23 protein-coding genes and 1 pseudogene are annotated in these 23,373 nt (G+C 70.2%); 22 read left to right on the top strand and 2 right to left on the bottom strand.

Annotated elements, in window-relative coordinates:
- Positions 1–221: 221 nt before the first annotated feature.
- The 5 genes from dop (at position 222) to prcA (ending at position 4,166) form a co-directional block, all read left to right on the top strand.
- Entirely contained in the window at positions 222–1,733 is a 1,512-nt protein-coding gene (gene dop / locus ACIGYR_RS23065) for a depupylase/deamidase Dop (RefSeq protein ID WP_391844439.1), read from the top strand.
- 184 nt (positions 1,734–1,917) lie between these two features.
- The gene (locus ACIGYR_RS23060; RefSeq protein WP_161336727.1) at positions 1,918–2,136 is read left to right on the top strand and encodes a ubiquitin-like protein Pup; all 219 of its coding nucleotides are present in this window, start codon (positions 1,918–1,920) and stop codon (positions 2,134–2,136) included.
- 185 nt (positions 2,137–2,321) lie between these two features.
- Positions 2,322–2,570 carry an endonuclease domain-containing protein gene (locus ACIGYR_RS23055; protein WP_399601359.1) on the top strand — a complete coding sequence of 83 codons (249 nt, stop codon included), beginning with the start codon at positions 2,322–2,324 and terminating at the stop codon, positions 2,568–2,570.
- Complete coding sequence (gene prcB, locus ACIGYR_RS23050; protein WP_399601020.1) at positions 2,522–3,367, top strand: proteasome subunit beta; 846 nt, start codon at positions 2,522–2,524, stop codon at positions 3,365–3,367. Before ACIGYR_RS23055 ends, prcB begins: the two co-directional genes overlap by 49 nt.
- A 61-nt stretch (positions 3,368–3,428) precedes the next feature.
- Positions 3,429–4,166: a proteasome subunit alpha gene (gene prcA, locus ACIGYR_RS23045; protein ID WP_391844444.1), complete on the top strand. Its 738-nt coding sequence runs from the start codon at positions 3,429–3,431 to the stop codon at positions 4,164–4,166.
- Between the two features lie 52 nt (positions 4,167–4,218).
- Here the strand turns inward: prcA and ACIGYR_RS23040 are convergent, their stop codons facing one another.
- Entirely contained in the window at positions 4,219–5,238 is a 1,020-nt protein-coding gene (locus tag ACIGYR_RS23040) for a LacI family DNA-binding transcriptional regulator (protein WP_399601016.1), read from the bottom strand.
- 138 nt (positions 5,239–5,376) lie between these two features.
- On the opposite strand from ACIGYR_RS23040, the gene ACIGYR_RS23035 reads away from it, so the two are divergent.
- The 16 genes from ACIGYR_RS23035 to ACIGYR_RS22960 all read left to right on the top strand — a co-directional run bounded on the left by ACIGYR_RS23035 (position 5,377) and on the right by ACIGYR_RS22960 (position 21,999).
- Positions 5,377–6,636, top strand: coding sequence for an MFS transporter (locus ACIGYR_RS23035; RefSeq protein ID WP_399601014.1), 1,260 nt, complete (start codon positions 5,377–5,379; stop codon positions 6,634–6,636).
- A gap of 9 nt (positions 6,637–6,645) precedes the next feature.
- Positions 6,646–8,007, top strand: coding sequence for a Pup--protein ligase (gene pafA / locus ACIGYR_RS23030; RefSeq protein ID WP_391844450.1), 1,362 nt, complete (start codon positions 6,646–6,648; stop codon positions 8,005–8,007).
- Between the two features lie 143 nt (positions 8,008–8,150).
- Positions 8,151–9,155: an FKBP-type peptidyl-prolyl cis-trans isomerase gene (locus ACIGYR_RS23025; RefSeq protein ID WP_399601011.1), complete on the top strand. Its 1,005-nt coding sequence runs from the start codon at positions 8,151–8,153 to the stop codon at positions 9,153–9,155.
- 85 nt (positions 9,156–9,240) lie between these two features.
- Complete coding sequence (locus ACIGYR_RS23020) at positions 9,241–9,612, top strand: FKBP-type peptidyl-prolyl cis-trans isomerase (RefSeq protein WP_399601009.1); 372 nt, start codon at positions 9,241–9,243, stop codon at positions 9,610–9,612.
- A gap of 136 nt (positions 9,613–9,748) precedes the next feature.
- The gene (locus tag ACIGYR_RS23015; protein WP_391844456.1) at positions 9,749–10,726 is read left to right on the top strand and encodes a helix-turn-helix transcriptional regulator; all 978 of its coding nucleotides are present in this window, start codon (positions 9,749–9,751) and stop codon (positions 10,724–10,726) included.
- Between the two features lie 14 nt (positions 10,727–10,740).
- Positions 10,741–11,769 (top strand): helix-turn-helix transcriptional regulator, encoded by a 1,029-nt coding sequence (locus ACIGYR_RS23010; protein WP_391844458.1) that lies wholly within the window; start codon positions 10,741–10,743, stop codon positions 11,767–11,769.
- A 96-nt stretch (positions 11,770–11,865) separates the two neighbouring features.
- Positions 11,866–12,126 (top strand): hypothetical protein, encoded by a 261-nt coding sequence (locus ACIGYR_RS23005; RefSeq protein ID WP_399601356.1) that lies wholly within the window; start codon positions 11,866–11,868, stop codon positions 12,124–12,126.
- A gap of 110 nt (positions 12,127–12,236) precedes the next feature.
- A complete protein-coding gene (locus ACIGYR_RS23000; protein ID WP_391844460.1) occupies positions 12,237–12,431 on the top strand; it encodes a hypothetical protein in 195 nt (64 codons plus the stop codon).
- A gap of 249 nt (positions 12,432–12,680) precedes the next feature.
- Positions 12,681–12,965: a Sec-independent protein translocase subunit TatA gene (tatA, locus tag ACIGYR_RS22995; RefSeq protein ID WP_391844462.1), complete on the top strand. Its 285-nt coding sequence runs from the start codon at positions 12,681–12,683 to the stop codon at positions 12,963–12,965.
- Between the two features lie 48 nt (positions 12,966–13,013).
- Positions 13,014–13,958, top strand: coding sequence for a twin-arginine translocase subunit TatC (gene tatC, locus ACIGYR_RS22990; RefSeq protein ID WP_399601006.1), 945 nt, complete (start codon positions 13,014–13,016; stop codon positions 13,956–13,958).
- A gap of 95 nt (positions 13,959–14,053) precedes the next feature.
- Positions 14,054–16,906, top strand: a complete 2,853-nt coding sequence (locus ACIGYR_RS22985; protein ID WP_391844466.1) for a DEAD/DEAH box helicase — start codon at positions 14,054–14,056, stop codon at positions 16,904–16,906.
- Positions 16,907–17,374: 468 nt separating this feature from the next.
- Positions 17,375–19,045, top strand: coding sequence for a sensor histidine kinase (locus ACIGYR_RS22980; RefSeq protein WP_399601003.1), 1,671 nt, complete (start codon positions 17,375–17,377; stop codon positions 19,043–19,045).
- On the top strand, positions 19,042–19,446 hold the full coding sequence (locus ACIGYR_RS22975; protein ID WP_391844470.1) for a roadblock/LC7 domain-containing protein: 405 nt from the start codon (positions 19,042–19,044) through the stop codon (positions 19,444–19,446). Before ACIGYR_RS22980 ends, ACIGYR_RS22975 begins: the two co-directional genes overlap by 4 nt.
- Positions 19,443–19,859 carry a DUF742 domain-containing protein gene (locus tag ACIGYR_RS22970; protein ID WP_399601001.1) on the top strand — a complete coding sequence of 139 codons (417 nt, stop codon included), beginning with the start codon at positions 19,443–19,445 and terminating at the stop codon, positions 19,857–19,859. Before ACIGYR_RS22975 ends, ACIGYR_RS22970 begins: the two co-directional genes overlap by 4 nt.
- A complete protein-coding gene (locus ACIGYR_RS22965) occupies positions 19,840–20,460 on the top strand; it encodes an ATP/GTP-binding protein (RefSeq protein WP_391844474.1) in 621 nt (206 codons plus the stop codon). The genes ACIGYR_RS22970 and ACIGYR_RS22965 overlap by 20 nt, the downstream gene beginning before the upstream one ends.
- A gap of 45 nt (positions 20,461–20,505) precedes the next feature.
- A complete protein-coding gene (locus tag ACIGYR_RS22960) occupies positions 20,506–21,999 on the top strand; it encodes a cytochrome P450 (protein ID WP_399600998.1) in 1,494 nt (497 codons plus the stop codon).
- 51 nt (positions 22,000–22,050) lie between these two features.
- Here the strand turns inward: ACIGYR_RS22960 and ACIGYR_RS22955 are convergent, their stop codons facing one another.
- The gene (locus ACIGYR_RS22955; protein WP_399600995.1) at positions 22,051–23,016 is read right to left on the bottom strand and encodes a pseudouridine synthase; all 966 of its coding nucleotides are present in this window, start codon (positions 23,014–23,016) and stop codon (positions 22,051–22,053) included.
- Positions 23,017–23,051: 35 nt separating this feature from the next.
- Here ACIGYR_RS22955 and ACIGYR_RS22950 point away from each other — a divergent pair.
- A pseudogene (locus ACIGYR_RS22950) lies at positions 23,052–23,282 on the top strand (GNAT family N-acetyltransferase); the annotation flags it as partial.
- Positions 23,283–23,373 lie beyond the last annotated feature (91 nt).

The raw sequence follows: 23,373 nt of genomic DNA, 5'->3' as shown, positions 1-23,373 counted from the left end.
CTGCGGGTGCCCTCACCGGGTACCCGCAGCCGACTGTTTTTCCGGCCACGACCGGAGCAGCCAATGACGCAAATGATCTCCCCACCAGCGCAAAGGCGTTCTAGGCTCTTTCCTACCGCCGAGTCGCGCAGTGCGGGGACGGGCACCGCACACGCACCGGAGCGCCAGCGGTACTTGAGCGGCGCCCACGACCGAGGGTGCCGCCGGGCAAGGAGGGCCGCATGACCGTACGGCGAGTAATGGGCATCGAGACGGAGTACGGGATCTCCGTCCCCGGTCACCCCAACGCCAATGCCATGCTCACCTCGTCCCAGATCGTCAACGCCTACGCGGCGGCGATGCACCGGGCCCGCCGGGCCCGCTGGGACTTCGAGGAGGAGAACCCGCTGCGGGACGCGCGAGGCTTCGACCTCGCCCGGGAGGCCGCCGACTCCAGCCAGCTCACCGACGAGGACATCGGCCTCGCCAACGTCATCCTCACCAACGGTGCACGGCTCTACGTCGACCACGCCCACCCCGAATACAGCGCCCCCGAGGTCACCAACCCCCGCGACGCCGTCCTCTGGGACAAGGCCGGCGAACGGATCATGGCCGAGGCCGCCGAACGGGCCGCCCAGCTGCCCGGAGCACAGCCCATCCACCTCTACAAGAACAACACCGACAACAAGGGCGCCTCCTACGGCACGCACGAGAACTACCTGATGAAGCGGGAGACCCCGTTCTCGGACATCGTGCGCCACCTCACGCCCTTCTTCGTCTCCCGCCAGGTCTTCGCCGGAGCGGGCCGCGTGGGCATCGGCCAGGACGGACACGAACACGGCTTCCAGCTCAGCCAGCGCGCGGACTACTTCGAGGTCGAGGTCGGCCTGGAGACCACCCTCAAACGCCCCATCATCAACACCCGCGACGAACCGCACGCCGACGCGGAGAAGTACCGCCGCCTCCACGTGATCATCGGCGACGCCAACCTCTCCGAGATCTCGACCTACCTCAAGCTCGGCACCACCGCCCTGGTCCTGTCCATGATCGAGGACGGCTTCATCGCCGTGGACCTCGCCGTCGACCAGCCCGTCCGCACCCTCCACCAGGTCTCCCACGACCCGTCCCTCAAGCGCCTGGTCACCCTGCGCAGCGGGCGCACCCTCACCGCGGTCCAGCTCCAGATGGAGTACTTCGAACTGGCCCGCAAGTACGTCGAGGAACGCTACGGCGCCGACGCCGACGACCAGACCAAGGACGTCCTCAGCCGCTGGGAGGACACCCTCGGCCGGCTGGAGAACGACCCCATGAGCCTCGCCGGCGAGCTCGACTGGGTCGCCAAGCGGGAGCTGATGGAGGGCTACCGCCGCCGCGACGACCTCGACTGGGACGCCGCCCGGCTCCACCTGGTCGACCTCCAGTACGCCGACGTACGTGCCGAGAAGGGCCTGTACAACCGCCTGGCGGCCCGCGGACGCATCAAGCGGCTCCTGGACGAGTCCGAGGTCGACAGGGCCCGCAGGAAGCCACCGGAGGACACCCGCGCCTACTTCCGCGGCCGCTGCCTGGAGCAGTACGCCGACGACGTCGCCGCGGCCAGCTGGGACTCGGTCATCTTCGACCTCCCCGGCCGGGACTCCCTCCAGCGCGTTCCAACCCTGGAACCCCTACGCGGAACGCGAAATCACGTCAAGGAGCTGCTGGACCGCTGTCGCACGGCGGAAGACCTGGTCAGGGTCCTGTCGGGCGGCTGAGCGCGATCAGCGGCCGGATCAGCGGGTACTCGAACCGCTCCGGGCGGACAGGGTGGAAACCCCACCGCCCGGGAATCATCGAGGTGGCCCCCGCACGTTGTGGAAACTGCGGGGCCGATGTCGGACCCGGCCTATAGGGTCTGATCATCACCGATCGGCAGGCGAACTGAGCGGGGTGAGGGTTATGGCAACCAAGGACACCGGCGGCGGCCAGCAGAAGGCGACGCACTCGACCGAACAGGCCGAGGAGCAGACCCAGGACGCGCAGGCTTCGGAGGACCTGAAGGAGCGCCACGAGAAGCTGAGCGACGACGTGGACTCCGTTCTGGACGAAATCGATGATGTGCTCGAAGAAAACGCCGAGGACTTCGTGCGCTCCTTCGTTCAGAAGGGTGGGGAGTGATCCCCCCTTCGATTCGAAGGTTGTAGCGCGGGGGTGGGTATTGGTCGAAAGTGATGGCGTGAAGCGCTGCCCGCGGTGCCAGCAGGGCAAGCCGTGGGCGGCCTTCGCGAGTGACAAGGCGATGCGTGACGGACTCCAGGCGTACTGCCGGGAATGTTCGGCGGCGTACTGCCGGCAGCGCCAAGATGCGCGCGGCCGCCCCAGGGTGGTCGCGCCCGAGGGTCACTGCCATCTGTCCGGACGCCCCGTCCGAACATGTGGATCACTGCCACAAGACGGGTAGGGTCCGTGGCGTACTGTGCTCCAACTGCGATTCGGCCATCGGGAAATCGCGGGACGATCCCGATGTTGGTCGTCGTGCTGTCGCTTATCTGGAAGGAAACCTGTGGAAGCCAACACTCGTAGCACCGGGCGTCTACCAGCTGCCTTCCTGACGCCAGGATCCTCCTCCTTCATGGACTTCCTCTCCGAGCACCAGCCGGAGATGCTGCCCGGCAACCGGCAGCTGCCGCCCACGCAGGGCGTGGTCGAGGCGCCGCACGGGACGACCATCGTGGCCGTGACGTTCCCCGGCGGTGTGGTGCTCGCGGGTGACCGCCGGGCCACGATGGGCAATGTCATCGCCCAGCGGGACATCGAGAAGGTCTTCCCGGCCGACGAGTACTCGGCGGTCGGCATCGCCGGCACCGCCGGTCTGGCCGTCGAGATGGTCAAGCTCTTCCAGCTGGAGCTGGAGCACTTCGAGAAGGTCGAGGGTGCGCAGCTGTCCCTGGAGGGCAAGGCGAACCGGCTGTCGACCATGATCCGCTCGAACCTCGGCATGGCCATGCAGGGCCTGGCGGTGGTGCCCCTGTTCGCGGGGTACGACGTGGATCGTGAGAAGGGTCGGATCTTCTCCTACGACGTCACGGGCGGCCGTTCCGAGGAGCACAACTTCGCGGCGACGGGTTCCGGCTCGATCTTCGCGCGGGGTGCGATGAAGAAGCTGTTCCGTAACGACCTGACCGAGGAGCAGGCGACCACACTGGTGGTGCAGGCCCTCTATGACGCGGCTGACGACGACTCGGCGACCGGTGGTCCCGATGTCGCCCGCCGGATCTACCCGATCATCACCGTGATCACCGAGGACGGTTTCCGCCGGCTCACCGAGGAGGAGGCGTCCGGCCTCTCCCACGCGGTGCTCCAGAAGCGTCTGGAGGAGCCGGACGGTCCCAAGGCCGCTCTGCTCTGAGCGCGGCCCCGGTTCTTATCGAGGTGATCCAGTGACCATGACAGAAAGGGACGGATAACCGGTGTCGACGCCGTTCTATGTCTCACCCCAGCAGGCCATGGCCGACCGGGCGGAGTACGCCCGCAAGGGCATCGCCCGCGGTCGCAGCCTGGTCGTGCTGCAGTACGCCGACGGCATCGTGTTCGTCGGTGAGAACCCGTCCCGTGCGCTGCACAAGTTCAGCGAGATCTACGACCGCATCGGCTTCGCGGCGGCCGGTAAGTACAACGAGTACGAGAATCTGCGGATCGGCGGTGTCCGCTACGCCGATCTGCGCGGTTACACCTATGACCGGGACGACGTCACGGCCCGTGGCCTGGCCAATGTCTACGCCCAGACGTTGGGCACGATCTTCTCCTCCGCGGCCGAGAAGCCGTATGAGGTGGAGCTGGTGGTGGCCGAGGTGGGGGAGACCCCCGAGGGTGACCAGATCTACCGGCTGCCGCATGACGGCTCGATCGTGGACGAGCACGGTTCGGTCGCGGTGGGTGGCAACGCCGAGCAGATCAGCAGTTTCCTGGATCAGCGTCACCGTGACGGCATGAGCCTGGCGGAGGCGCTCAAGCTGGCCGTGCAGGCACTGTCCCGGGACACCAACGGCAGTGAGCGGGAGATTCCCGCGGAGCGCCTGGAGGTGGCGGTGCTGGACCGTACGCGTCCGCAGAAGCGCAAGTTCAAGCGCATCGTCGGCCGTCAGCTCTCCCGTCTGCTGGAGGCCGAGGGTGCGCGCACGGAAGCGGAGACCTCCGAGGAGGAGTGATCCGCTGCTGCCCAGCGGTGCCCCGGCCGGTTCTCCGGCCGGGGCACCGGGCTTATCGGGGGGTGGGCGGCGGGGCTGTGGAGCCGCGGACGACGAGTTCGACGGGGATGTCCCCGTCTTCTGGTTCGCGGCCTTCCAGGACCGCCAGGAGGGCCCGCATGCCGCGTTCGCCGAAGAGTTCGGCGTCCAGTCGTACCGTCGTGAGTTCGGGGTCGATGGCGGTGGCCAGGGCGAGGTCGTCCAGGCCGGTGACGGAGATGTCGTCGGGGATGCGCAGACCGAGGCGGCGCAGCGCCTTGTAGGCGCCGGCGGCGAGTTTGTCGTCGTCGCAGACGATGGCTGTCGGGCGGGGGCCGGGGGTGGTGAGTGCGGCCTCGGTGGCGGTCCGCGCTCCCTCGATGGAGATGGGGGCGCGAGCGGTGCGGATGTGGGTGCCGGGGAGGGCGGCCAGCTGTGCCGCGAGTTCCCTGGCGCGGACCTCGAAGGTCCAGGAGGGTACGTCGGCGGCGAGGTGCAGGACTGTGCGGTGGCCGAGGCCGAGCAGGTGGGCGGCGACCTGGCGGACGCCGTCGGCGATGTCGAGGTTCACGGTCGCGGCGCCGAGGCTGCCCGCGGGGTCGCTGTCGAGCATGACGAGGGGCAGCTGGTCGCCGCGGATGGCGGTGAGGGCGTCGGCCGCCATGGAGGAGGCGAGGACGCCGTCCAGGGCGGCCTGGGCGGAGGCGAAGGGGTCCCGGGCGGGGCCGATGCCTTCGGGGGAGGGGTAGAGGACGACGCCGAAGCCGTGTTCGGCGGCGACGCGGGCGGCGCCGGTGTAGACGCCGGCGAAGAATTCCGTCGTGAGGGCGGGTACGACGAGCAGGACGGTGCGGGTGCGGCCGAGGCGGAGGTTGCGGGCGGCGAGGTTGGGGCGGTAGCCGAGGTCGCGGGCGGCCTGGCGGACGCGTTCGGCGGTGGCCTGTGACACGCGGCCGCGCCACTTGTCGCCCAGCACGAGGGAGACGGCTGCCTGGGAGACCCCGGCGGCCTGGGCGACGTCGCGGCTGGTCGGGCGCGTGTTGCTGCGTGCCACGGTGGGCCTGCTCCTTGTGGTCGGGTCGATGGTTCGTGGGCGTTCGGGCCCTGTGGCGGGTCGTGGTCGTCTGGACGGGTGAACAGCGCACATGGTACGTATGGACGTGTTAGTTATACGTAACACTTGGAGGCGGGCATGGCCACGGGATACCTGGAGATCCTGAGGGCGAGGCACGCGCTCCGGCTGCTCACCGGGACCCTGGTGGGCCGGCTGCCCAACGCCACCGCCGCCATCGCCCTGGTGCTCTTCGTGCGGGCCGAGGGCGGCACCTACAGCCTCGCCGGCGCTCTCGCGGCCGTGTACGGCGTCGCCAACGCGGTCGGCCAGCCGGTGCTGGGCCGGCTCGTGGACCTGTACGGCCAGCCGCGCGTGCAGCTGCCCGCCGCCGTGCTCGCGGCCCTCGCCATGACGCTGTTCGCGCTCTCCGGCACCGATCCGCTGCCGCTCGCCTACGCGGCCGTGGCGGCGGCGGGTCTGTTCACCCCGCCCCTGGAGGGCGGCCTGCGCGCCCTGTGGCCGTCCGTGCTGCGCCGTGAGGAGCAGGTGCACACGGCGTACGCCATGGACGCGATCGCGCAGGAGATCATGTTCACCGCCGGGCCACTGCTGGTCACCCTGTGCGTGTCCCTGTGGGACGAGCGCGCCGCGCTGCTCGTGCTGAACGTCCTCGGTGTGCTCGGCGCGCTCTCCGTGGTCGTCTCGCCGCCTTCGCGCGCGTGGCGCTCGGCCCCGCGTGAGGCACACTGGCTGGGCGCCCTGCGTTCGCCCGGGCTGCTCGCCCTGCTCGCCGCGTTCCTGTTCATCGGTATGGCGCTGGGCTCCATCACGGTCGCCGCGGTGTCGTACGCCGACGGGCACGGCGGCGACGCGGTGTACGGCTGGCTGATGGCCGGACTGGGTCTCGGGGCCCTGGCCGGCGGCACCGTCTACGGGGCCCGCAGGTGGGCGGGCGCGCCCGAGCGGCGACTGCGGGTGCTGGTGGCGCTTCTGGCGGTGTGTTACCTGCCGCTGATGCTGACGCCGGGACCGGCCTCCATGGTGCTGCTCAGCGTGGTCTCCGGGGTGTTCCTGGCGCCCTGTATCGCCTGTGCGTTCATCATCGTGGACCGGCACGCGCCGAGCGGCACGGTCACCGAGGCGTTCTCCTGGCTCGTGACGACGTTCACCGTCGGTGCCTCGGTGGGAACGGGCCTGGCGGGGCCGGTGGTCCAGGCCGGTGGCACGGTGTGGGGCTTCGCCCTGCCGAGCGTGGCGGGGGCCGTGTCGTTGCTGGTCCTGCTGGGCACCGGGCGGGTCCTCGCAGCTCCCGTGCAGGGCGGGGTCGTTGCGGCTTCATCGGAAAATGATCCAAATCGTGCTGTCGAACCCCGTTTCAGCTCGGGGGATCGGGCGTAATGTTCCCTCATGGACCGCCGCATTTTCGGGCTGGAGAACGAGTACGGCGTCACGTGCACGTTCAGGGGACAGCGCCGCCTGTCTCCTGACGAGGTGGCGCGGTACCTCTTCCGCCGTGTCGTGTCATGGGGCCGCAGCAGCAATGTCTTTCTGCGAAACGGCGCCCGGCTCTATCTCGACGTGGGCTCACATCCGGAATACGCGACACCCGAATGTGACAACGTGACCGAACTGGTCACCCACGACAAGGCCGGCGAGCGCATTCTCGAAGGACTCCTGGTGGACGCGGAACGACGCCTGCACGAGGAGGGAATCGCAGGCGACGTCTACCTCTTCAAGAACAACACGGACTCGGCGGGCAACTCCTACGGTTGCCACGAGAACTACCTGGTGGCGCGGCACGGGGAGTTCTCCCGGCTCGCGGACATCCTCATTCCCTTCCTGGTCACCCGGCAGCTGCTGTGCGGCGCCGGCAAGGTGCTGCAGACGCCGCGGGGCGCCGTCTACTGCGTCAGCCAGCGCGCGGAGCACATCTGGGAGGGCGTCTCCTCGGCGACGACCCGCTCCCGGCCCATCATCAACACCCGCGACGAACCGCACGCGGACGCGGAGCGTTACCGCCGGCTGCACGTCATCGTCGGCGACTCGAACATGTCCGAGACGACGATGCTGCTCAAGGTCGGCGCGACCGACCTGGTGCTGCGCATGATCGAGGCCGGCACCGTGATGCGCGACCTCACCCTGGAGAACCCGATCCGGGCGATCCGGGAGGTCAGCCACGACATCACCGGCCGGCGCAAGGTGCGTCTGGCCAGCGGCCGGGAGGCGTCCGCGCTGGAGGTGCAGCGCGAGTACTTCGACAAGGCCCTGGACTTCTGCGACCGCCGGGGCATCCGCACCGGTGTGGTCGCGCAGGTCCTGGACCTGTGGGGCCGCACGCTCGAGGCGATCGAGAACGAGGAACTGGAGCGCATCGAGACCGAGATCGACTGGGTCATGAAGTACAAGCTCATCGAGCGGTACCGGGCCAAGCACAACATGACGATGTCGCATCCGCGGGTCGCCCAGATAGACCTCGCCTACCATGACATCCACCGCCGTCGTGGCCTGTACTACCTGCTGGAGAAGAAGGGCCAAGCCGCCCGGATCTGCAACGACTTGAAGATCTTCGAGGGCAAGTCGGTTCCGCCGCAGACCACTCGGGCGCGGCTGCGCGGCGACTTCATCCGGCGGGCACAGGAGCAGCGCAGGGACTTCACGGTCGACTGGGTGCACCTCAAGCTCAACGACCAGGCGCAGCGCACCGTGCTGTGCAAGGACCCGTTCCGTTCGGTGGACGACCGGGTGGAGAAGCTGATCGCCGGAATGTAGCGAGAACCGGTTGAGTCAAGCGTTCGGGCATCGGCATGCCGGAACGCCACACGGGCGCCGTACGTTTCCCGTACGGCGCCCTTCTCAGGTCGTAGAGTTGCGCGCACGCCATCCGCAAGATCGACCGATAACGAGGCTCTTCCGTGCGCCGACGCTCACTTCTCCTCGCCGCCGTTCCCGCTGGACTGGTCACGCTCGCCGGGTGCGGTGACGACAAGTCCGACTCCGCCAAGACGAGCGCGTCGCCGTCGCCCTCGGTGTCCTCCGCGCCGCCGCCCAAGATCGTGGAGGGGCCGCTGCCGGCGATCACGGCGGGCACGAAGTTCGGTGAGAAGCCGACCGTCGCCAAGGGGTCGGGCGAGCCGTCGAAGGATCTCGCCGTCAAGACGGTGATCGCGGGCGGTGGCCGGTCGATCGCGGAGAACGACTTCATCCGGGCCGACTATCTCGGCCAGATCTGGAGTTCCGGAAAGGTCTTCGACAACTCCTACGACCGCAAGCGTCCGCTGGTCATGCAGCTCGCCCAGGGCAGCATCATCGACGGCTGGCGGTACGCCCTCCAGGGAAAGAAGACGGGCAGCCGGGTCGAGATCGCCGTGCCGCCCGCCCTGGGCTACGGCAAGGGGGGCAACTCGAACGCGGGCATCAAGGGCACCGACACCCTGGTGTTCGTCATCGACCTGCTGGAGTCGTTCAACTCCAAGAGTTCGGCCAAGGGCACGTCGGTGCCGCAGACGGACGCCGCCCTGCCGAAGGTGGGCACCAACACCGACGGCCAGGTACCGAAGGTCACGATCCCCAAGACGGACCCGCCGAAGAAGCTGGTGTCGCAGTACGTCCTGGAGGGCGACGGCCCCGAGCTGGCGGCCGACCAGACGGTCCTGTGCCAGTTCCAGGGCCTGGTCTGGGACGGCGGCAAGACGTTCCAGCGGACGTACGGATCGGGCCGGCTCAGTCAGTTCTCGCTGGAGCAGATGCAGCAGGCGGTCAAGGGCCTCGCCCAGGGCCTGACCGGCAAGAAGGTGGGCAGCAGGGTCCTGATCGTCGTTCCGCCGGAGCTGGGGTACGGGGACAACCCGCCGAGCGGCGGGGTCGTCAAGAAGGGCTCGACCCTCGTGTTCACGGTGGACATCCTGGCGGCGATGTAGCCCGGCGCGCCCGAGGCGGGCGTGGGGGCCGTGGGGATGAAAGACTGTCCGCGTTTCGTGTCGTACACAAGCAGGAGCTTTTGACGTGAGCAACGAGAAGCCCGAGATCGACTTCCCTGAGGGCAACCCCCCGGCGGACCTTGAGATCAAGGACATCTGGGAGGGCGACGGGCCGGTCGCGGAGGCGGGCCAGATGGTCACCGTGCACTACGTGGGCGTCGCCTTCAGCACCGGTGAGGAGTTCGACGCCAGCTGGAACCGCGGCACTCCGTTCCGCTTCCCGCTGGGTGGCGGCCGTGTGATCAAGGGCTGGGACCTTGGCGTGCAGGGCATGAAGGTCGGTGGCCGTCGCCAGCTGACCATCCCCGCCCACCTCGCCTACGGCAACCAGAGCCCGACCCCGGCGATCAAGCCCGGTGAGACCCTGATCTTCGTGGTGGACCTCATCGCCGTCTGATCGGCGGCCCGGTCCGACCGGATCTGATCACCTGGGGCCCATGCCTGCTCGGGCATGGGCCCTCGGCTTTTGTCACCGCACGTCGGAGCGGTACGGTCATCGGTCGTAAGCACCATAGGGAAGGCGAAGGGCGTCGATGGCCATTGCCAAGGCCGAGCGGCTGATGAACCTCGCGCTGTGTCTGCTCGGCACACGCCGGCCGCTCAGCAAGCGCGAGCTGCGCGATTCCATTGAGGCATACGTCGAGGCCGTCAGGCCGGAGAGCGGCGCGGCGGGCAGCGACGACTCCTTCAACCGGATGTTCGAGCGGGACAAGGACGATCTGCGCGAGCTGGGCCTGGTCATCGCGACCGTCGAGAACCTCGACGGCGAGGTCGGCTATCTCGCCCGCCGCGACAGCAACCGGCTGCCCCCCATCACCCTGGACGCCGAGGAGGCCGCCGCCCTCGGCCTCGCCGCCAAGGTCTGGCAGCAGGCCCGCCTGGCGGGTGCCGCCAGCGGAGCCCTGCAGAAACTGCGCGCGGCAGGTCTGCCCGAGGGCGTCGACCCGTACGAGGCGCACGGCGCGCTGGAGCCGCGCATCCCGGTGCACGAGGCGGCCTTCGAACCTTTGATGCTGGCCTGCCGTGACCGCCGCCCGGTCCTCTTCGAGTACCGCAAGGCGTCCGCCGCCCGCCCCGAGCCCCGGCACGTCGAGCCGTGGGCGCTGGAGTGCTGGCGCGGCCACTGGTACCTGGCCGGCTTCGACCGTGACCGGCGCGCCGAGCGCGTCTTCCGGCTCTCCCGTATCACCGGCAAGGTCAGGTCCCGCGGTACGGGCTTCACCGTGCCCGTGCCGGACGTCGTCACCGTGCGGGAGACCGTGGCGAGCTGGGCCGGCGAGATAGCCGACCGTTCGGCGCTGATCCGGCTGCGGTCCGGCGCCGGTTACCCCCTTCGGGCGAAAGCCACCAAGGTCCGGGAACTCGGTGACGGCTGGGACGAGTTGGAGATTCCGTACGGGCACGGCCTGGACGCCTGGCTGGTGGAGTTCGGGCCGGACGTGGTGGTGGTGGAGCCGGCCGAGCTGCGGGCCGACGTGGTGGACCGGCTGCGTGCCGTGGCCAAGGGCTGAGGGGGAGCAGGACTGTGGCAGGCAAACCGGCCAGGACGGTCAACGCCATCGATCAGACCCGGCGGATGCTCTCCCTGGTGACGTATCTCCGGGAGCGTCCCGGCGCCCGGATCGCCGATGTGGCGCGCGCTTTCGGTATCAGCGAGGACGAACTGGTCGCCGACCTCGATCTGCTGCCCATGTGCGGCACCAGCTTCCGTGGCGGGGACCTGCTGGACATCGACACCGACGGTGAGCGCATCTGGTGGCACAACCCGGCCGCGCTCGGCGAGGACGCGGCCGAACCGCTCCGGCTCGCCGCCGACGAGGCCACCGCCCTGCTGGTCGCCGCCCGGGCGGTGGCGACGCTGCCCGGTCTGCGCGAGGGTGACCGTCAGGCCCTGCTGCGGGCCACCGCCAAGGTGGAGACCGCGGCCGGCGAGGCCGCCGGCGCCAGTTCCCGGCTGTCGGTGACCTTCGAGTCCGAGGGCGGCGTCTTCGCCGATGTCGACCGGGCGATCTCCGAGCGCCGCCGGCTGTGGATCCGCTACTACTCCCCGGCCCGTGACGAGCTCACCGAGCGTGAGATCGATCCGATCCGGCTGGTCAGCGTCGGTCACACCTATGTGGAGGCATGGTGCCGGCGCTCCGAGGCGCGGCGCACCTTCCGCCTGGACCGGGTGGCCGAGATCAGGATCCTCGACGAGCCCTCGGCGCCGCCCGAGATAGAGCTGCGCGATCTCTCCGAGGCCCTGGTGCAGCCGGCCGCCGAGGACCCGGAGGTCGTGGTCGAGGTCGGACCCGGTGGTCGCTGGGTCGCCGAGTACTACCCGCACGACAGTGCCGATGAGCTTCCCGACGGCGGGCTGCGTATCACTCTGCGCACCCCCGAACCGGCCTCCCTGCGCCGGCTGGCGCTGCGGCTCGGCCACGACGGCCGGATCATCTCGCCGCCGGAGCTGGCCGACAGCGCCCGTCAGGCGGCCCGTGAGGCCCTGGCGGCGTACGACGGTCCGGGCGCGGTCCCCGGCGCCCCCGGCGTCGGGCACGAGGGGTCTGTGTGAGCCGAGGCCGTGGCGCCGTGCCGGCGGACGTCCGAAGCGACCAGAGGAAGAGGAGCGAGGGCTGTGAGCGAGTCTCCGGAGCCGGGTGCGGGTGAGATGACGGTGGCGGCGGCCTTCGCCGGGATGCGCAGAGTGGTCCCGGTACTGTTCCGGGCCGGCTGCCCGGACTGCCGTGGCCGCTTCGAACTCGCCGCGGGCGCGCTGCGCCTCGCCATCGGCGCGTCCAGCCGGACGACGTTCTACTCCTTCACCTGCCCCGACTGCGGCGCCGTGGTCCGCAAGCCGGCCGGGGAGCGGATCGTGGAACTGCTCACCGGCGGCGGGGTCAGGACGCTGCGGCTGCACTCCACGGTGTAGCCGGCTGCCGGCCACGGTGCGGGGCCGGCTGCCCGCCACGGTGCGGCCGGCTGTCCGCGATGGTACGGCCGGCTGCGGTCCGCGCCGGGGGACGGACTACTCTCGGCGTCATGTTCTGGCCGATGTTCGCGGTAGCCGTGGGTTTCCTGGGTCTCGCCGTCCTGGGGGTGCTCGCCGTCCGGGTGTTCCTGGCGGCGCGCCGTCTCGGGCAGCAGGTCGCGGACTCCACGCGTCGTATCAACAGGGCCGCCGAGGATCTGGAGCGGGCGACCGTGAGCGCGGCCCGGGCCGTGGACACGCTGTGAGCGTGGCCCCGGAGGCCCCCGCGTCCCGGGCGCGCGTGCGCCGTGGGTCACTTCGCCCTGTCACCTTGCCCACCCGGCCAGGTACGCTGCTGGTCGCGGCCCGAGAACGAGGCGCGGTCCGCGGAGCAGGAGTACGCCCAGGGATTGTTCCGCGTTCATCCCAAGGCGTTACGATCGCAGCCAGCATGACGTTCGGACGAGTGTCCGACCTGTCGGACATGGCCCGCCTCGGTGAGAAGGTGAAGATTTATGTTCCGCAACGGACTTGAGCCGTGGCACCTGCTGATCCTCGTTGTGGTGATCCTCCTCGTGTTCGGCTCGAAGAAGCTGCCGGACATGGCGCGCTCGCTCGGCAAGTCCGCCCGCATCCTCAAGAGCGAGGCGAAGGCGATGAAGGAAGACGGCAAGCAGCCCGCCGACACCGCCCAGTCCGCCGAGGAGCCCGCTCCCGCTCAGCGCACGATCCAGGCCGCGCCCGGCGACGTGACCAGCTCGCGCCCGGTCAACGAGCCGACGGACACGACCCAGCGCTGACGCGAGGACCGGGGGCATCCGGTCCGTTGTACGAGATGAGGACGTGGGTTGCTCAAGTCTGCCCGCAAAAAGGAGAGGGATCCCGAGGGGCGGATGCCGCTCGCGGATCACTTGCGTGAGCTGCGCAACCGGCTCGCCAAGGGTGTCCTGGCGATCCTCGCCGTCACGATCATCGCGGCCTTCTTCTACCGGGACATCATCGATGTCATCACCCGGCCGATGCTCGACGAGATCGGCTGCAACCAGTCCTTCGGGGAGCTGGCCGACACCAAGAACGTCCACTGCGCGCACATCACCGTCAGTGGCCTGCTGGCGCCGTTCACCCTGGCCCTGAAGGTCGCCCTGATGACCGGTGTCGTGCTCGCGTCGCCGGTCTGGCTCTACCAGCTGTGGGCGTTCGTCGCGCCGGGCCTGCACCGCACCGAGAAGAAGTACGCCTACGCGTTCGTCGGCTTCGGTTTCCCGCTCTTCCTCGGCGGCGGCTACCTCGCCTTCCACGTGCTGCCCACCACCGCGAAGGTGATGATCGACCTCACACCCGACGGTGCTGAGAACCTGCTGCCGCTGGACGACCTGCTGGACCTCGTCACCCGCATGATCGTCGTCTTCGGCCTCGCCTTCGAGATGCCGTTGCTGCTGGTCATGCTCAACCTCACCGGTGTGCTGTCCGGGCGGCGCATGCTGGGCTGGTGGCGCGGCATGGTGATCGGTATCACGGTCTTCGCGGCCGTGGCCACGCCCAGCCCCGACCCGATGACGATGCTGGCGCTGGCGGCGCCGATCTGGGCGCTCTACTTCCTCGCCGTGGCCATCTCGGTGCTCAACGACCGGCGCCGGGCCCGCCGCGAGTCCCAGGGTCCCGCCGACGACGAGGCGTCCGAGCTGGACCTCACGCCCGAGGACATCGGCGAGATCGAGCCCGTATCGGTCAGCCGCGCGCTGCCCGAGCAGGCGAGCACCGACCGCGTCAACGGCTACGACGACGTCACCTGAACCGTCACCGGTCCGCCGCGCGATGCCCCCGCCCCCCAGGGACGGGGGCATCCGTGTTCCACCGCTCCCGCGCCGGCCGGCCGACGATCCCGATAATGATCGTCCTGTTGTCAGTGGGGCCCGGTACGCTCGAAAGCACGATGACAGAGGACCTCTCACCGGCCGAGCGGTATGCGGCAGCCCGCAGGCGGGCAGCCGAGCAGGCCACCGCGCTCGCCTCCTTCCGCGAGATGTACGACTTCGGCCTCGACCCCTTCCAGATCGAAGCCTGCCAGGCGCTCGAGACGGGGAAGGGTGTGCTGGTGGCCGCCCCCACCGGCTCGGGCAAGACGATCGTGGGCGAGTTCGCCGTCCACCTCGCCCTCCAGCAGGGCAAGAAGTGCTTCTACACGACACCCATCAAGGCGCTGTCGAACCAGAAGTACGCCGACCTGTGCCGTCGCTACGGCACGGCGAAGGTCGGCCTGCTGACCGGCGACAACAGCGTCAACTCCGACGCCCCGGTGGTCGTGATGACCACCGAGGTGCTGCGGAACATGCTGTACGCGGGCTCACAGACCCTCCTCGGCCTCGGCTATGTGGTCATGGACGAGGTGCACTACCTCTCCGACCGCTTCCGTGGCGCCGTCTGGGAAGAGGTGATCATCCACCTGCCCGAGTCGGTGACCCTGGTCTCGCTCTCCGCCACCGTGTCCAACGCGGAGGAGTTCGGTGACTGGCTGGACACCGTCCGGGGCGACACCGAGGTGATCGTCTCCGAGCACCGGCCCGTGCCGCTGTTCCAGCACGTGCTCGCCGGGCGCCGCATGTACGACCTGTTCGAGGAGGGCGAGGGCCACAAGAAGGCCGTCAACCCCGACCTGGTCCGCCTGGCCCGCATGGAGGCCACCAGGCCGTCGTACCAGGACCGCAGGCGCGGCCGGGCGATGCGCGAGGCCGACCGGGAGCGCGAGCGCAGGCAGCGCTCGCGCGTGTGGACTCCGGGCCGCCCCGAGGTCATCGAGCGCCTGGACTCCGAGGGCCTGCTGCCCGCCATCACGTTCATCTTCAGCCGCGCCGCCTGCGAGGCCGCCGTCCAGCAGTGCCTGTACGCGGGCCTGAGGCTCAACGACGAGGAGGCGCGGGAAAAGGTGCGCGCCCTGGTCGAGGAGCGCACCGCCTCCATCCCGCACGAGGACCTGCACGTCCTCGGCTACTACGAATGGCTGGAGGGCCTGGAGCGCGGCATCGCCGCCCACCACGCGGGCATGCTGCCGACCTTCAAGGAGGTCGTCGAGGAACTGTTCGTCCGCGGCCTGGTGAAGGCCGTGTTCGCCACCGAGACCCTCGCGCTGGGCATCAACATGCCCGCCCGCTCGGTGGTGCTGGAGAAGCTCGTCAAGTGGAACGGCGAGCAGCACGCCGACATCACGCCCGGCGAGTACACCCAGCTGACCGGCCGCGCGGGCCGCCGGGGCATCGACGTCGAGGGTCACGCCGTGGTGCTGTGGCAGCGCGGCATGAGCCCCGAGCACCTGGCCGGTCTCGCGGGCACCCGCACGTACCCGCTGCGCTCCAGCTTCAAGCCGTCGTACAACATGGCGGTCAACCTGGTCGAGCAGTTCGGCCGGCACCGCTCGCGCGAGCTGCTGGAGACCTCCTTCGCACAGTTCCAGGCCGACAAGTCGGTCGTCGGGATCTCCCGCCAGGTGCAGCGCAACGAGGAGGGCCTGGAGGGTTACAAGGCATCCATGACCTGCCACCTCGGCGACTTCGAGGAGTACGCGCGGCTGCGCCGCGAGCTGACGGACCGGGAGACCGAGCTGGCCCGGCAGGGCGCGAACCAGCGTCGCGCCGAGGCCGCCGTCGCCCTGGAGAAGCTCAAGCCGGGCGACGTCATCCACGTGCCCACGGGCAAGTACGCCGGTCTGGCCCTGGTGCTGGATCCGGGACTGCCCGCCGGCCGCTCCGACGGGCATCGCGGCTACGACCACCACGACGGTCCGCGCCCCCTGGTGCTGACCGCTGAACGGCAGGTCAAGCGGCTGGCGTCCATCGACTTCCCCGTCCCGGTCGAGGCGCTGGACCGGATGCGGATCCCGAAGTCCTTCAACCCGCGTTCGCCGCAGTCCCGCCGGGACCTCGCCTCGGCGCTGCGCACGAAGGCCGGGCACATCCCGTCGGAGCGGGCCCGCAAGAAGCGGTCGCAGGCCGCCGACGACCGCGAGATCGCCCGGCTGCGGACGGCCATCCGGGCCCACCCCTGCCATGGCTGCAACGACCGTGAGGACCACGCCCGGTGGGCCGAGCGCTACCACCGGCTGCTGCGGGACACCTCGCAGCTGGAGCGGCGCATCGAAGGCCGCACGAACACCATCGCGCGCACCTTCGACCGGATCGTGGCCCTGCTGACCGAGCTGGACTACCTGCGCGGCGACGAGGTCACCGAGCACGGCAAGCGGCTCGCGCGGCTGTACGGCGAACTGGACCTGCTGGCCAGCGAGTGTCTGCGCGAACGTGTCTGGGAGGGGCTCGACCCCGCCGAACTCGCCGCCTGTGTCTCGGCGCTGGTGTACGAGGCACGGGTCGGCGACGATGCGATGGCGCCGAAGCTGCCGACCGGCAAGGCCAAGGCCGCGCTCGGTGAGATGGTCCGGATCTGGGGCCGGCTCGACGCTCTGGAGGAGGACTTCCGGATCAACCAGACCGAGGGCGTCGGCCAGCGTGAGCCCGACCTCGGCTTCGCCTGGGCCGCCTACATGTGGGCCTCCGGCACGGGCCTGGACGAGGTGCTGCGCGAGGCGGAGATGCCGGCCGGTGACTTCGTGCGGTGGTGCAAGCAGGTCATCGACGTGCTCGGGCAGATCTCCGCGGCGGCTCCCATGGAGGGCTCGACGGTGGTCAAGGCCGCGCGCAAGGCGGTCGACCAGTTGCTGCGGGGTGTGGTCGCCTACTCGTCGGTGGGCTGACGGCGTTCGTCGCGGAGCGCGGGTGCGTCGTGGCCCTTGGCACAGCTCCCGGCGCCTGGTGAGGGCTGCCGTCGGCCGCGTCGCACGGCCCCGGACCGTCTTTGTCAGGCGGCCCGGGGCGCACTGCCGCCCGGGGAACGGCGGCCGCGGCCGCTGAGGTGCGGCTGCCGATTCATTTTCACTCTTCACGGTGAGTGACTTTCGTATGCCCGTGCGCCGTTACTACATGTGTGCGAACAAGAGCGCAGCGTGCAAAAGGAGTTGAGAGTACTCCTGTCGCGAGGGCGATTTCAGGTGCTTGCCGAATATGACACGGCGATGATCCGGTCGGACTAAGCTCGCCCGCGGCGCACCGAGTTGAGGTAATTCGTGCGCCTGTTCCCACATATGAAGTAGATCCCGACAGTTTATGAACCCTTCCCCCGCAAGCTCTCCCGACACCCAGCCGATTCATCCCAGAAGGCATCCATGGTGAGTGTTCAGAAGCCTCCCGGCGGCCGTGAACGTCCCTATGCGCGAGTGCTGTTGCCGCCGGTCATAGTGATGGCCGGCGCGGCCTGGGCCGCCGTCGCCCTGGTGCCGCCCTCGGCCCGGCTCGCCGTCGGCGTGTGCGGAGCACTGGCCGTGCTGCTGGTCCTCGGTACCGCCGGGGAGGCCGTCCGGCGCGGCCGTCGGCTCCGCGAGGCCCAGACCGACCACGCCCGTCACGCCGCGTATCTGGAACAGCGGATCGCCGCGCACAACGAGCTGATGGAGCGCTTCGCCAACGACGTCCTGCCCATCGGCTTCCTCCGGCTGCGCCGCGGCGAGGCGCTCCGGGACACCGTGCGCAACGTCTTCGACGAGGACCCCGAACTGCGCGGCCTGCCCGAGGGCTATCGCGAGCTGGTGCGCATCGCCCTGCGCGGCGCCGACCATGAGATCTCCATGCGGGACGCCTCCGAGCGCTCCTTCGTGAGCATCGCCCGCCGCGTCCAGGCCATCGTCCATCAGCAGGCCAAGGAACTCCGTGAGATGGAGGAGGACCACGGGCGCAACCCGGAGGTCTTCGACGACCTGCTGCGCATCGACCACGGCACCTCGCTGATCGGCCGCCTCGCCGACACCATCTCCGTCCTCGGCGGCGGCCGACCCGGCCGCCAGTGGCCCCTGCCGGTCTCCCTCTACAGCGTGCTGCGCGGCGCCATGTCCCGCATCCTGGAGTACCGCCGCATCGACCTCAGCTCCATCGTCAACATCAACATCAAGGGCACCGCGGTCGAACCGGTCATCCACGCGGCCGCCGAACTCCTCGACAACGCCACCCGCTACTCGCCGCCCTCGACACAGGTGCACGTCACCGCGGCGGAGGTGCAGGCGGGCATCGCCATCGAGATCGAGGACGCCGGAGTCAGCCTCAGCGAGGAGTCCCGCGCCCGTATCGAGCAGATGATCGAGGACGCCAAGAACGGTGACGACGCGCAGAACCTCGGGGAGAACCCGCGCCTCGGCCTCGCCGTCGTCGGCCGGCTCTGCAAGCAGTTCGACATGGAGGTCTCGCTGCGCGCCTCCGCCTACGGCGGCGTCCGCGCGATCCTCATCGTGCCGCGTGTCATGACGACCACCGAGCCCGGCGTCGGCGCCGCGCACGGCATCGGTGCCACGGGCATCCCGAAGCCCGAACTCGGCGCCGTCGAGGGCCCCAAGCGCCCGCCCAAGAAACGCCGCCCCACCAGCCCCAAGATTCCCGCCGGGATCTCCATGGAGGACGACGTCCCGGAGGTCACCGAGTGGACCGCGGGCGGTCTGCCGCAGCGCCGCAGCCGGGTGAAGACACCGCTCAGCCAGCGGATCGCGGAACAGGCCGCCATCGAACGCGCCGAGCGCGAGGGCAGGCCCACCATCTGGTCCCAGACCCGGGCCGAGCCGGAACCCGAGCCCGAGATCGACCCCGAGCGCAAGAAGCTCATGGACAGACCGCCGGGCATGTGGATGGAAGCCTTCTGGGACGGCCTGAGGAAGGGCATGCCCGAGGACGCCACCGCGGCCGAACTGACCGACTTCACGCTCCACCCGACCAAGTACCTGCATCTGATCGAGGATCCGGCCGGCCCCGCCGGGGGTGCCACCGAGGCCGACGACGAGGGGGACCTCAAGTGATCCAGCAGCGAGCGAACCTGGACTGGATGCTCAAGCAGCTGAACGACGGCGTGCCGGGCATCGAGATGATCGTGGTCCTGTCCGCCGACGGCCTGCGCATCGCCCGCTACGGTGGCGACCCCGACGCCGCCGACCGGGTGGCCGCCGCCTGCGCGGGCATGCAGAGCCTGGCCGGTGCCATCATCCAGGAGATCCCCGGTGCCGGCGAGATGAAGGTCGTCGTCATCGAGATCGAGGGCGGCTACTTCTACCTCATGAACGCCGGTGCCAACGCCTACCTCGCCGTACTCGCCGACGTGACCTGCGAACCGGGCCGGATGAGCGGCATGATGCGTGACCTCGTCGTCCGGATCGGCGCCCACCTCACCAGTCCGCCCCGGCACAACGGGCAGACCGTATGACACCTCCACGACGCAGACGGCACCGGCCGCAGCCGGTGGCACCACCGCCCCCGCCGACCCTAGGACCGGCACCGGGGCAGGAGAAGCCCGGGAACCCCGAACGGCTGTACACCATCGCGGGATCCGCCGACGGCGCCCGCGCCGAACTCGACCTCGTGACCTTAATCGTGGCGCGCTCCGCGGCATCGCCCTCCGCATCACCGGAGGAGGCGGCGGTGCTGAGACTCTGCGTCGCCCCTCTGTCCGTGGCCGAGCTCTCCGCCTATCTCCAGCTGCCGTTCGGTGCGATGACCGTGCTGATCACCAAGCTGATCACGGCGGAATCGGTGCAGGCGCGCGCCCCGATCGTCCGCCAGGCGGCTTTCGACCGTTCACTCCTCGAAGCGGTGATGCATGGACTTCAAAAGCTCTGACACGATCCCCGGCCCGCGTACCGAGGACCATCTGCCGCACACGGCCCAGGCCGCGGTGAAGATCGTGATCGTGGGCGGCTTCGGTGTCGGCAAGACCACCATGGTCGGCTCCGTCAGCGAGATCAGGCCGCTGACCACCGAGGAGACCATGACCCAGGCCGGCATCGGCGTGGACGACAACTACGGCTCCGACTCCAAGACCGCCACCACCGTGGCCATGGACTTCGGCCGCATCAGCATCACCGACAAACTGGTGCTCTACCTCTTCGGCACCCCCGGCCAGGAGCGCTTCTGGTTCCTGTGGAACGGCCTGTTCGAAGGCGCGCTCGGCGCGGTCGTCCTGGTCGACACCCGGCGCCTCGAAGTCAGCTTCGACGTCATGGGCCGGCTGGAGGAGCGTGGCGTGCCTTTCGTCGTGGCCGTCAACTCCTTCCCGGACGGGCCTCGTTACCCGACCGAGGAGCTGCGCACCGCGCTGGACCTGGCCCCGGAGATCCCGATCGTCGAGTGCGACGTGCGCCGCCGGGCCTCCAGCAAGGACGTGCTGATGACCCTGATGCGCTTCCTGCACTCGCTCGCCATGTCCGGCGCCCTCACCTGACCTGCCGTCGACCGACCCCCACACCACCCGTTCCGGAGCGACACCGTGACGTCTGAATCCTCATCACTGACCGGCACAGACCCCACGTCCGGCCCGCCGCCGGGCTGCCCCGCGCACGGCCTCGGCCCCGGGGCGGTGCACCGGCTGTACGGCCCCGACACCGAGGACCTCGGCGGCCTCTACGACCGCCTGCGCGAACAGCACGGCACCGTGGCCCCCGTACTGCTGCACGACGACGTGCCGATGTGGGTGGTGCTCGGGCACGCCGAGAACCTCCAGCTGGTGCGCAGTCCCTCGCAGTACACCCGGGACAGCCGGATCTGGACCCCGCTGAAGGAGGGCCAGGTCAAGCCCGACCACCCCCTCATGCCGCACATCGCCTGGCAGCCCATCTGCTCCCACGCCGAGGGCGACGAACATCAGCGGCTGCGCGCGGCGGTCACCGCGGCCATGGCCACCATCAACCACCGCAGCGTCCGCCGTCACATCGGCCGCTACACCCAGGGCCTGGTCAACGGCTTCTGCGAGCGGGGCCGGGCCGATCTGGTCTCCCACTTCGCCGAGCACCTCCCGATGGCCGTGATGTGCGAGATCCTCGGCATGCCCGAGGAGTACAACGACCGGATGGTGCAGGCCGCGCGGGACGCCCTCAAGGGCACCGAGACCGCCATCCAGAGCCACACCTACGTGATGGACGCGCTGAGCCGGCTCACCACTCGCCGCCGTGCCCGTCCCGAGGACGACTTCACCAGCCACCTCATCACCCACCCGGCGGGTCTGAGCGACGACGAGGTCCGCGAACACCTGCGGCTCGTCCTCTTCGCGGCCTACGAGGCCACCGCGAACCTCCTCGCCAACGCGTTGCGCATGGTCCTCACCGAGCCGGGCTTCCGTGCCCAGCTCAACGGCGGCCAGATGACCGTGCCGGAGGCGATCGAGCAGTCCCTGTGGGACGAGCCGCCGTTCAGCACGGTCTTCGGCTACTTCGCCAAGCAGGACACCGAGCTGGGCGGCCGGCGCATCCGCAAGGGCGACGGACTGCTCTTCGCGCCCGCCCCGGGCAACCTGGACCCACGGGTGCGGCCCGATCTGTCCGCGAACATGCAGGGCAACCGCTCCCATCTGGCCTTCGGCGGCGGGGCGCACGAGTGCCCCGGCCAGGACATCGGCCGCGCCATCGCCGACGTCGGCGTCGACGCGCTGCTGACACGGCTGTCCGACATCCAACTGGACTGCGCCGAGGAGGATCTGAGGTGGCGGTCGTCCATCGCGTCCCGGCACCTGGTGGCCCTGCCGGTGCGCTTCGAACCGAAGCCGCAGCAGGACGTCGAGCTGCCGCCGCGGGCCATGCCCGTCCCGCCGCAGCGCTCCACCTGGCAGGTCGGCACGCTGAGCAGTGACCCGGCCCCGGCCGCGGAACCGCAGCCGGCCGCCTTCCCCCTGGCCTCCGCCGCGGACACCGCCCCGCCGGAGGCCGCGGTCCCGACCCGCCCCCGCGGCCTCTGGCGGCGCCTGCTGCGCTGGTGGCGGGGCGACTGATCGGCACCGGGCCCTCCCCTCCCGGCGAGGCCGGCTGGTCCGGTCACAGCACTAGTCCCGGTGCGGCCGGTCGGGGTCGGCCCAGTCGGTGTACGACGTCCAGGCCCGGAGCCGGCGTTCGCTGAGGAACGTGTGGTCCGTGCCGGTGACCGGGTCGGTGAACTCCAGTCGGCGTGCGAGCAGTTGCAGCGGGCGCCGGAAGTCACCGGCCGGTATCGGGGCGGTCACCTCGGGGTACAGCGGGTCGCCGAGGACGGGCACGCCCAGCGAGGCCAGGTGCACCCGCAGCTGGTGGGTCTGCCCGGTCGTCGGCACGAGCCGGTACCGGCCCAGACCGGCCCGGTGCTCGGCCAGTTCCACCCGGGTCTCGGCGTTCGGCTCGCCCGCGACCTCCCGGGCGGCCGGCACCCCACGCTCCTTCACGATCCTGCTGCGCAGGGTCCGGGGCAGGGCGAGCGTGGGGTCGTACGGCGCGACCGCCTCGTACTCCTTGCGCACCCGCCGGTCCCGGAACAGCGTCTGGTACGCGCCGCGCTCCTCGGGCCGCACCGTGAACAGCACCAGCCCGGCGGTGAGCCGGTCCAGGCGGTGGGCCGCCGTCAGCGTCGGCACGCCCAGCTCGCTGCGGAGCCGGGCCAGCGCCGTCTGGGCGACGTGCGTGCCGCGCGGGGTGGTGGCCAGGAAGTGCGGCTTGTCGGCCACCACGATGTGCTCGTCCCGGTACACCACCTCCACCGGGAACGGCACCGGCACCTCGGCCGGCAGTTCGCGGTGGAACCAGACGAACATCCCCGCCCGGTACGGTGCGTCCGGTGCCACGGCCAGCCCGTCGGCCCCGACCACCAGGCCGTCGGCGAACATCGACTCGATCGTCCCGGGACCGGCCCCCGTGAGCCGCTCCACGAGATGCTCGCGCACGGTCGCCCACGCCCCGCCCACGGGCAGTCTCACCCGTACGGGGTCCACCCCGTCGCGTTGCGGGAGCGGGGCGGGCGGGGGCGGCGTGCGGCGTCTCATCGGGGTCAAGGGTACGGCGGCGCGGTCACTGGGCGGTGGCCCGGGCGCGCGGCCGGGAAGTCGCCGTGCGCGCGACCAGGGCCCTGGTCCGCTGGGCCTTCGGGGAGGTGGGCTTCCACCGGCTGGAGCTCACGCACGCCATCGCCGACGAGGCGTCCTGCCGGGTCGCGGACAGGGTCGGCTTCGCCCTGGAGGGCACCGAGCGCAGCGCCGCCCTCCTCCACCCGGACGGCCGGCTCGGCATGCACCCGCACGCGCGGGTGCGGGTGATCCTCGTCGGCGTGACGGGTCCACCGGCGGAGGGGCCGATGGGGGGCGGCCGAACGCGGGGGCCGGGGGGCGGCACTTCGAGGGGTG

The sequence above is a fragment of the Streptomyces sp. NPDC053076 genome (assembly GCF_044546845.1).
Taxonomy (GTDB): Bacteria; Actinomycetota; Actinomycetes; order Streptomycetales; family Streptomycetaceae; genus Streptomyces.
Note: the sequence above shows the minus strand (reverse complement) of the source record. Positions and strands in the feature narration are given on the sequence as shown.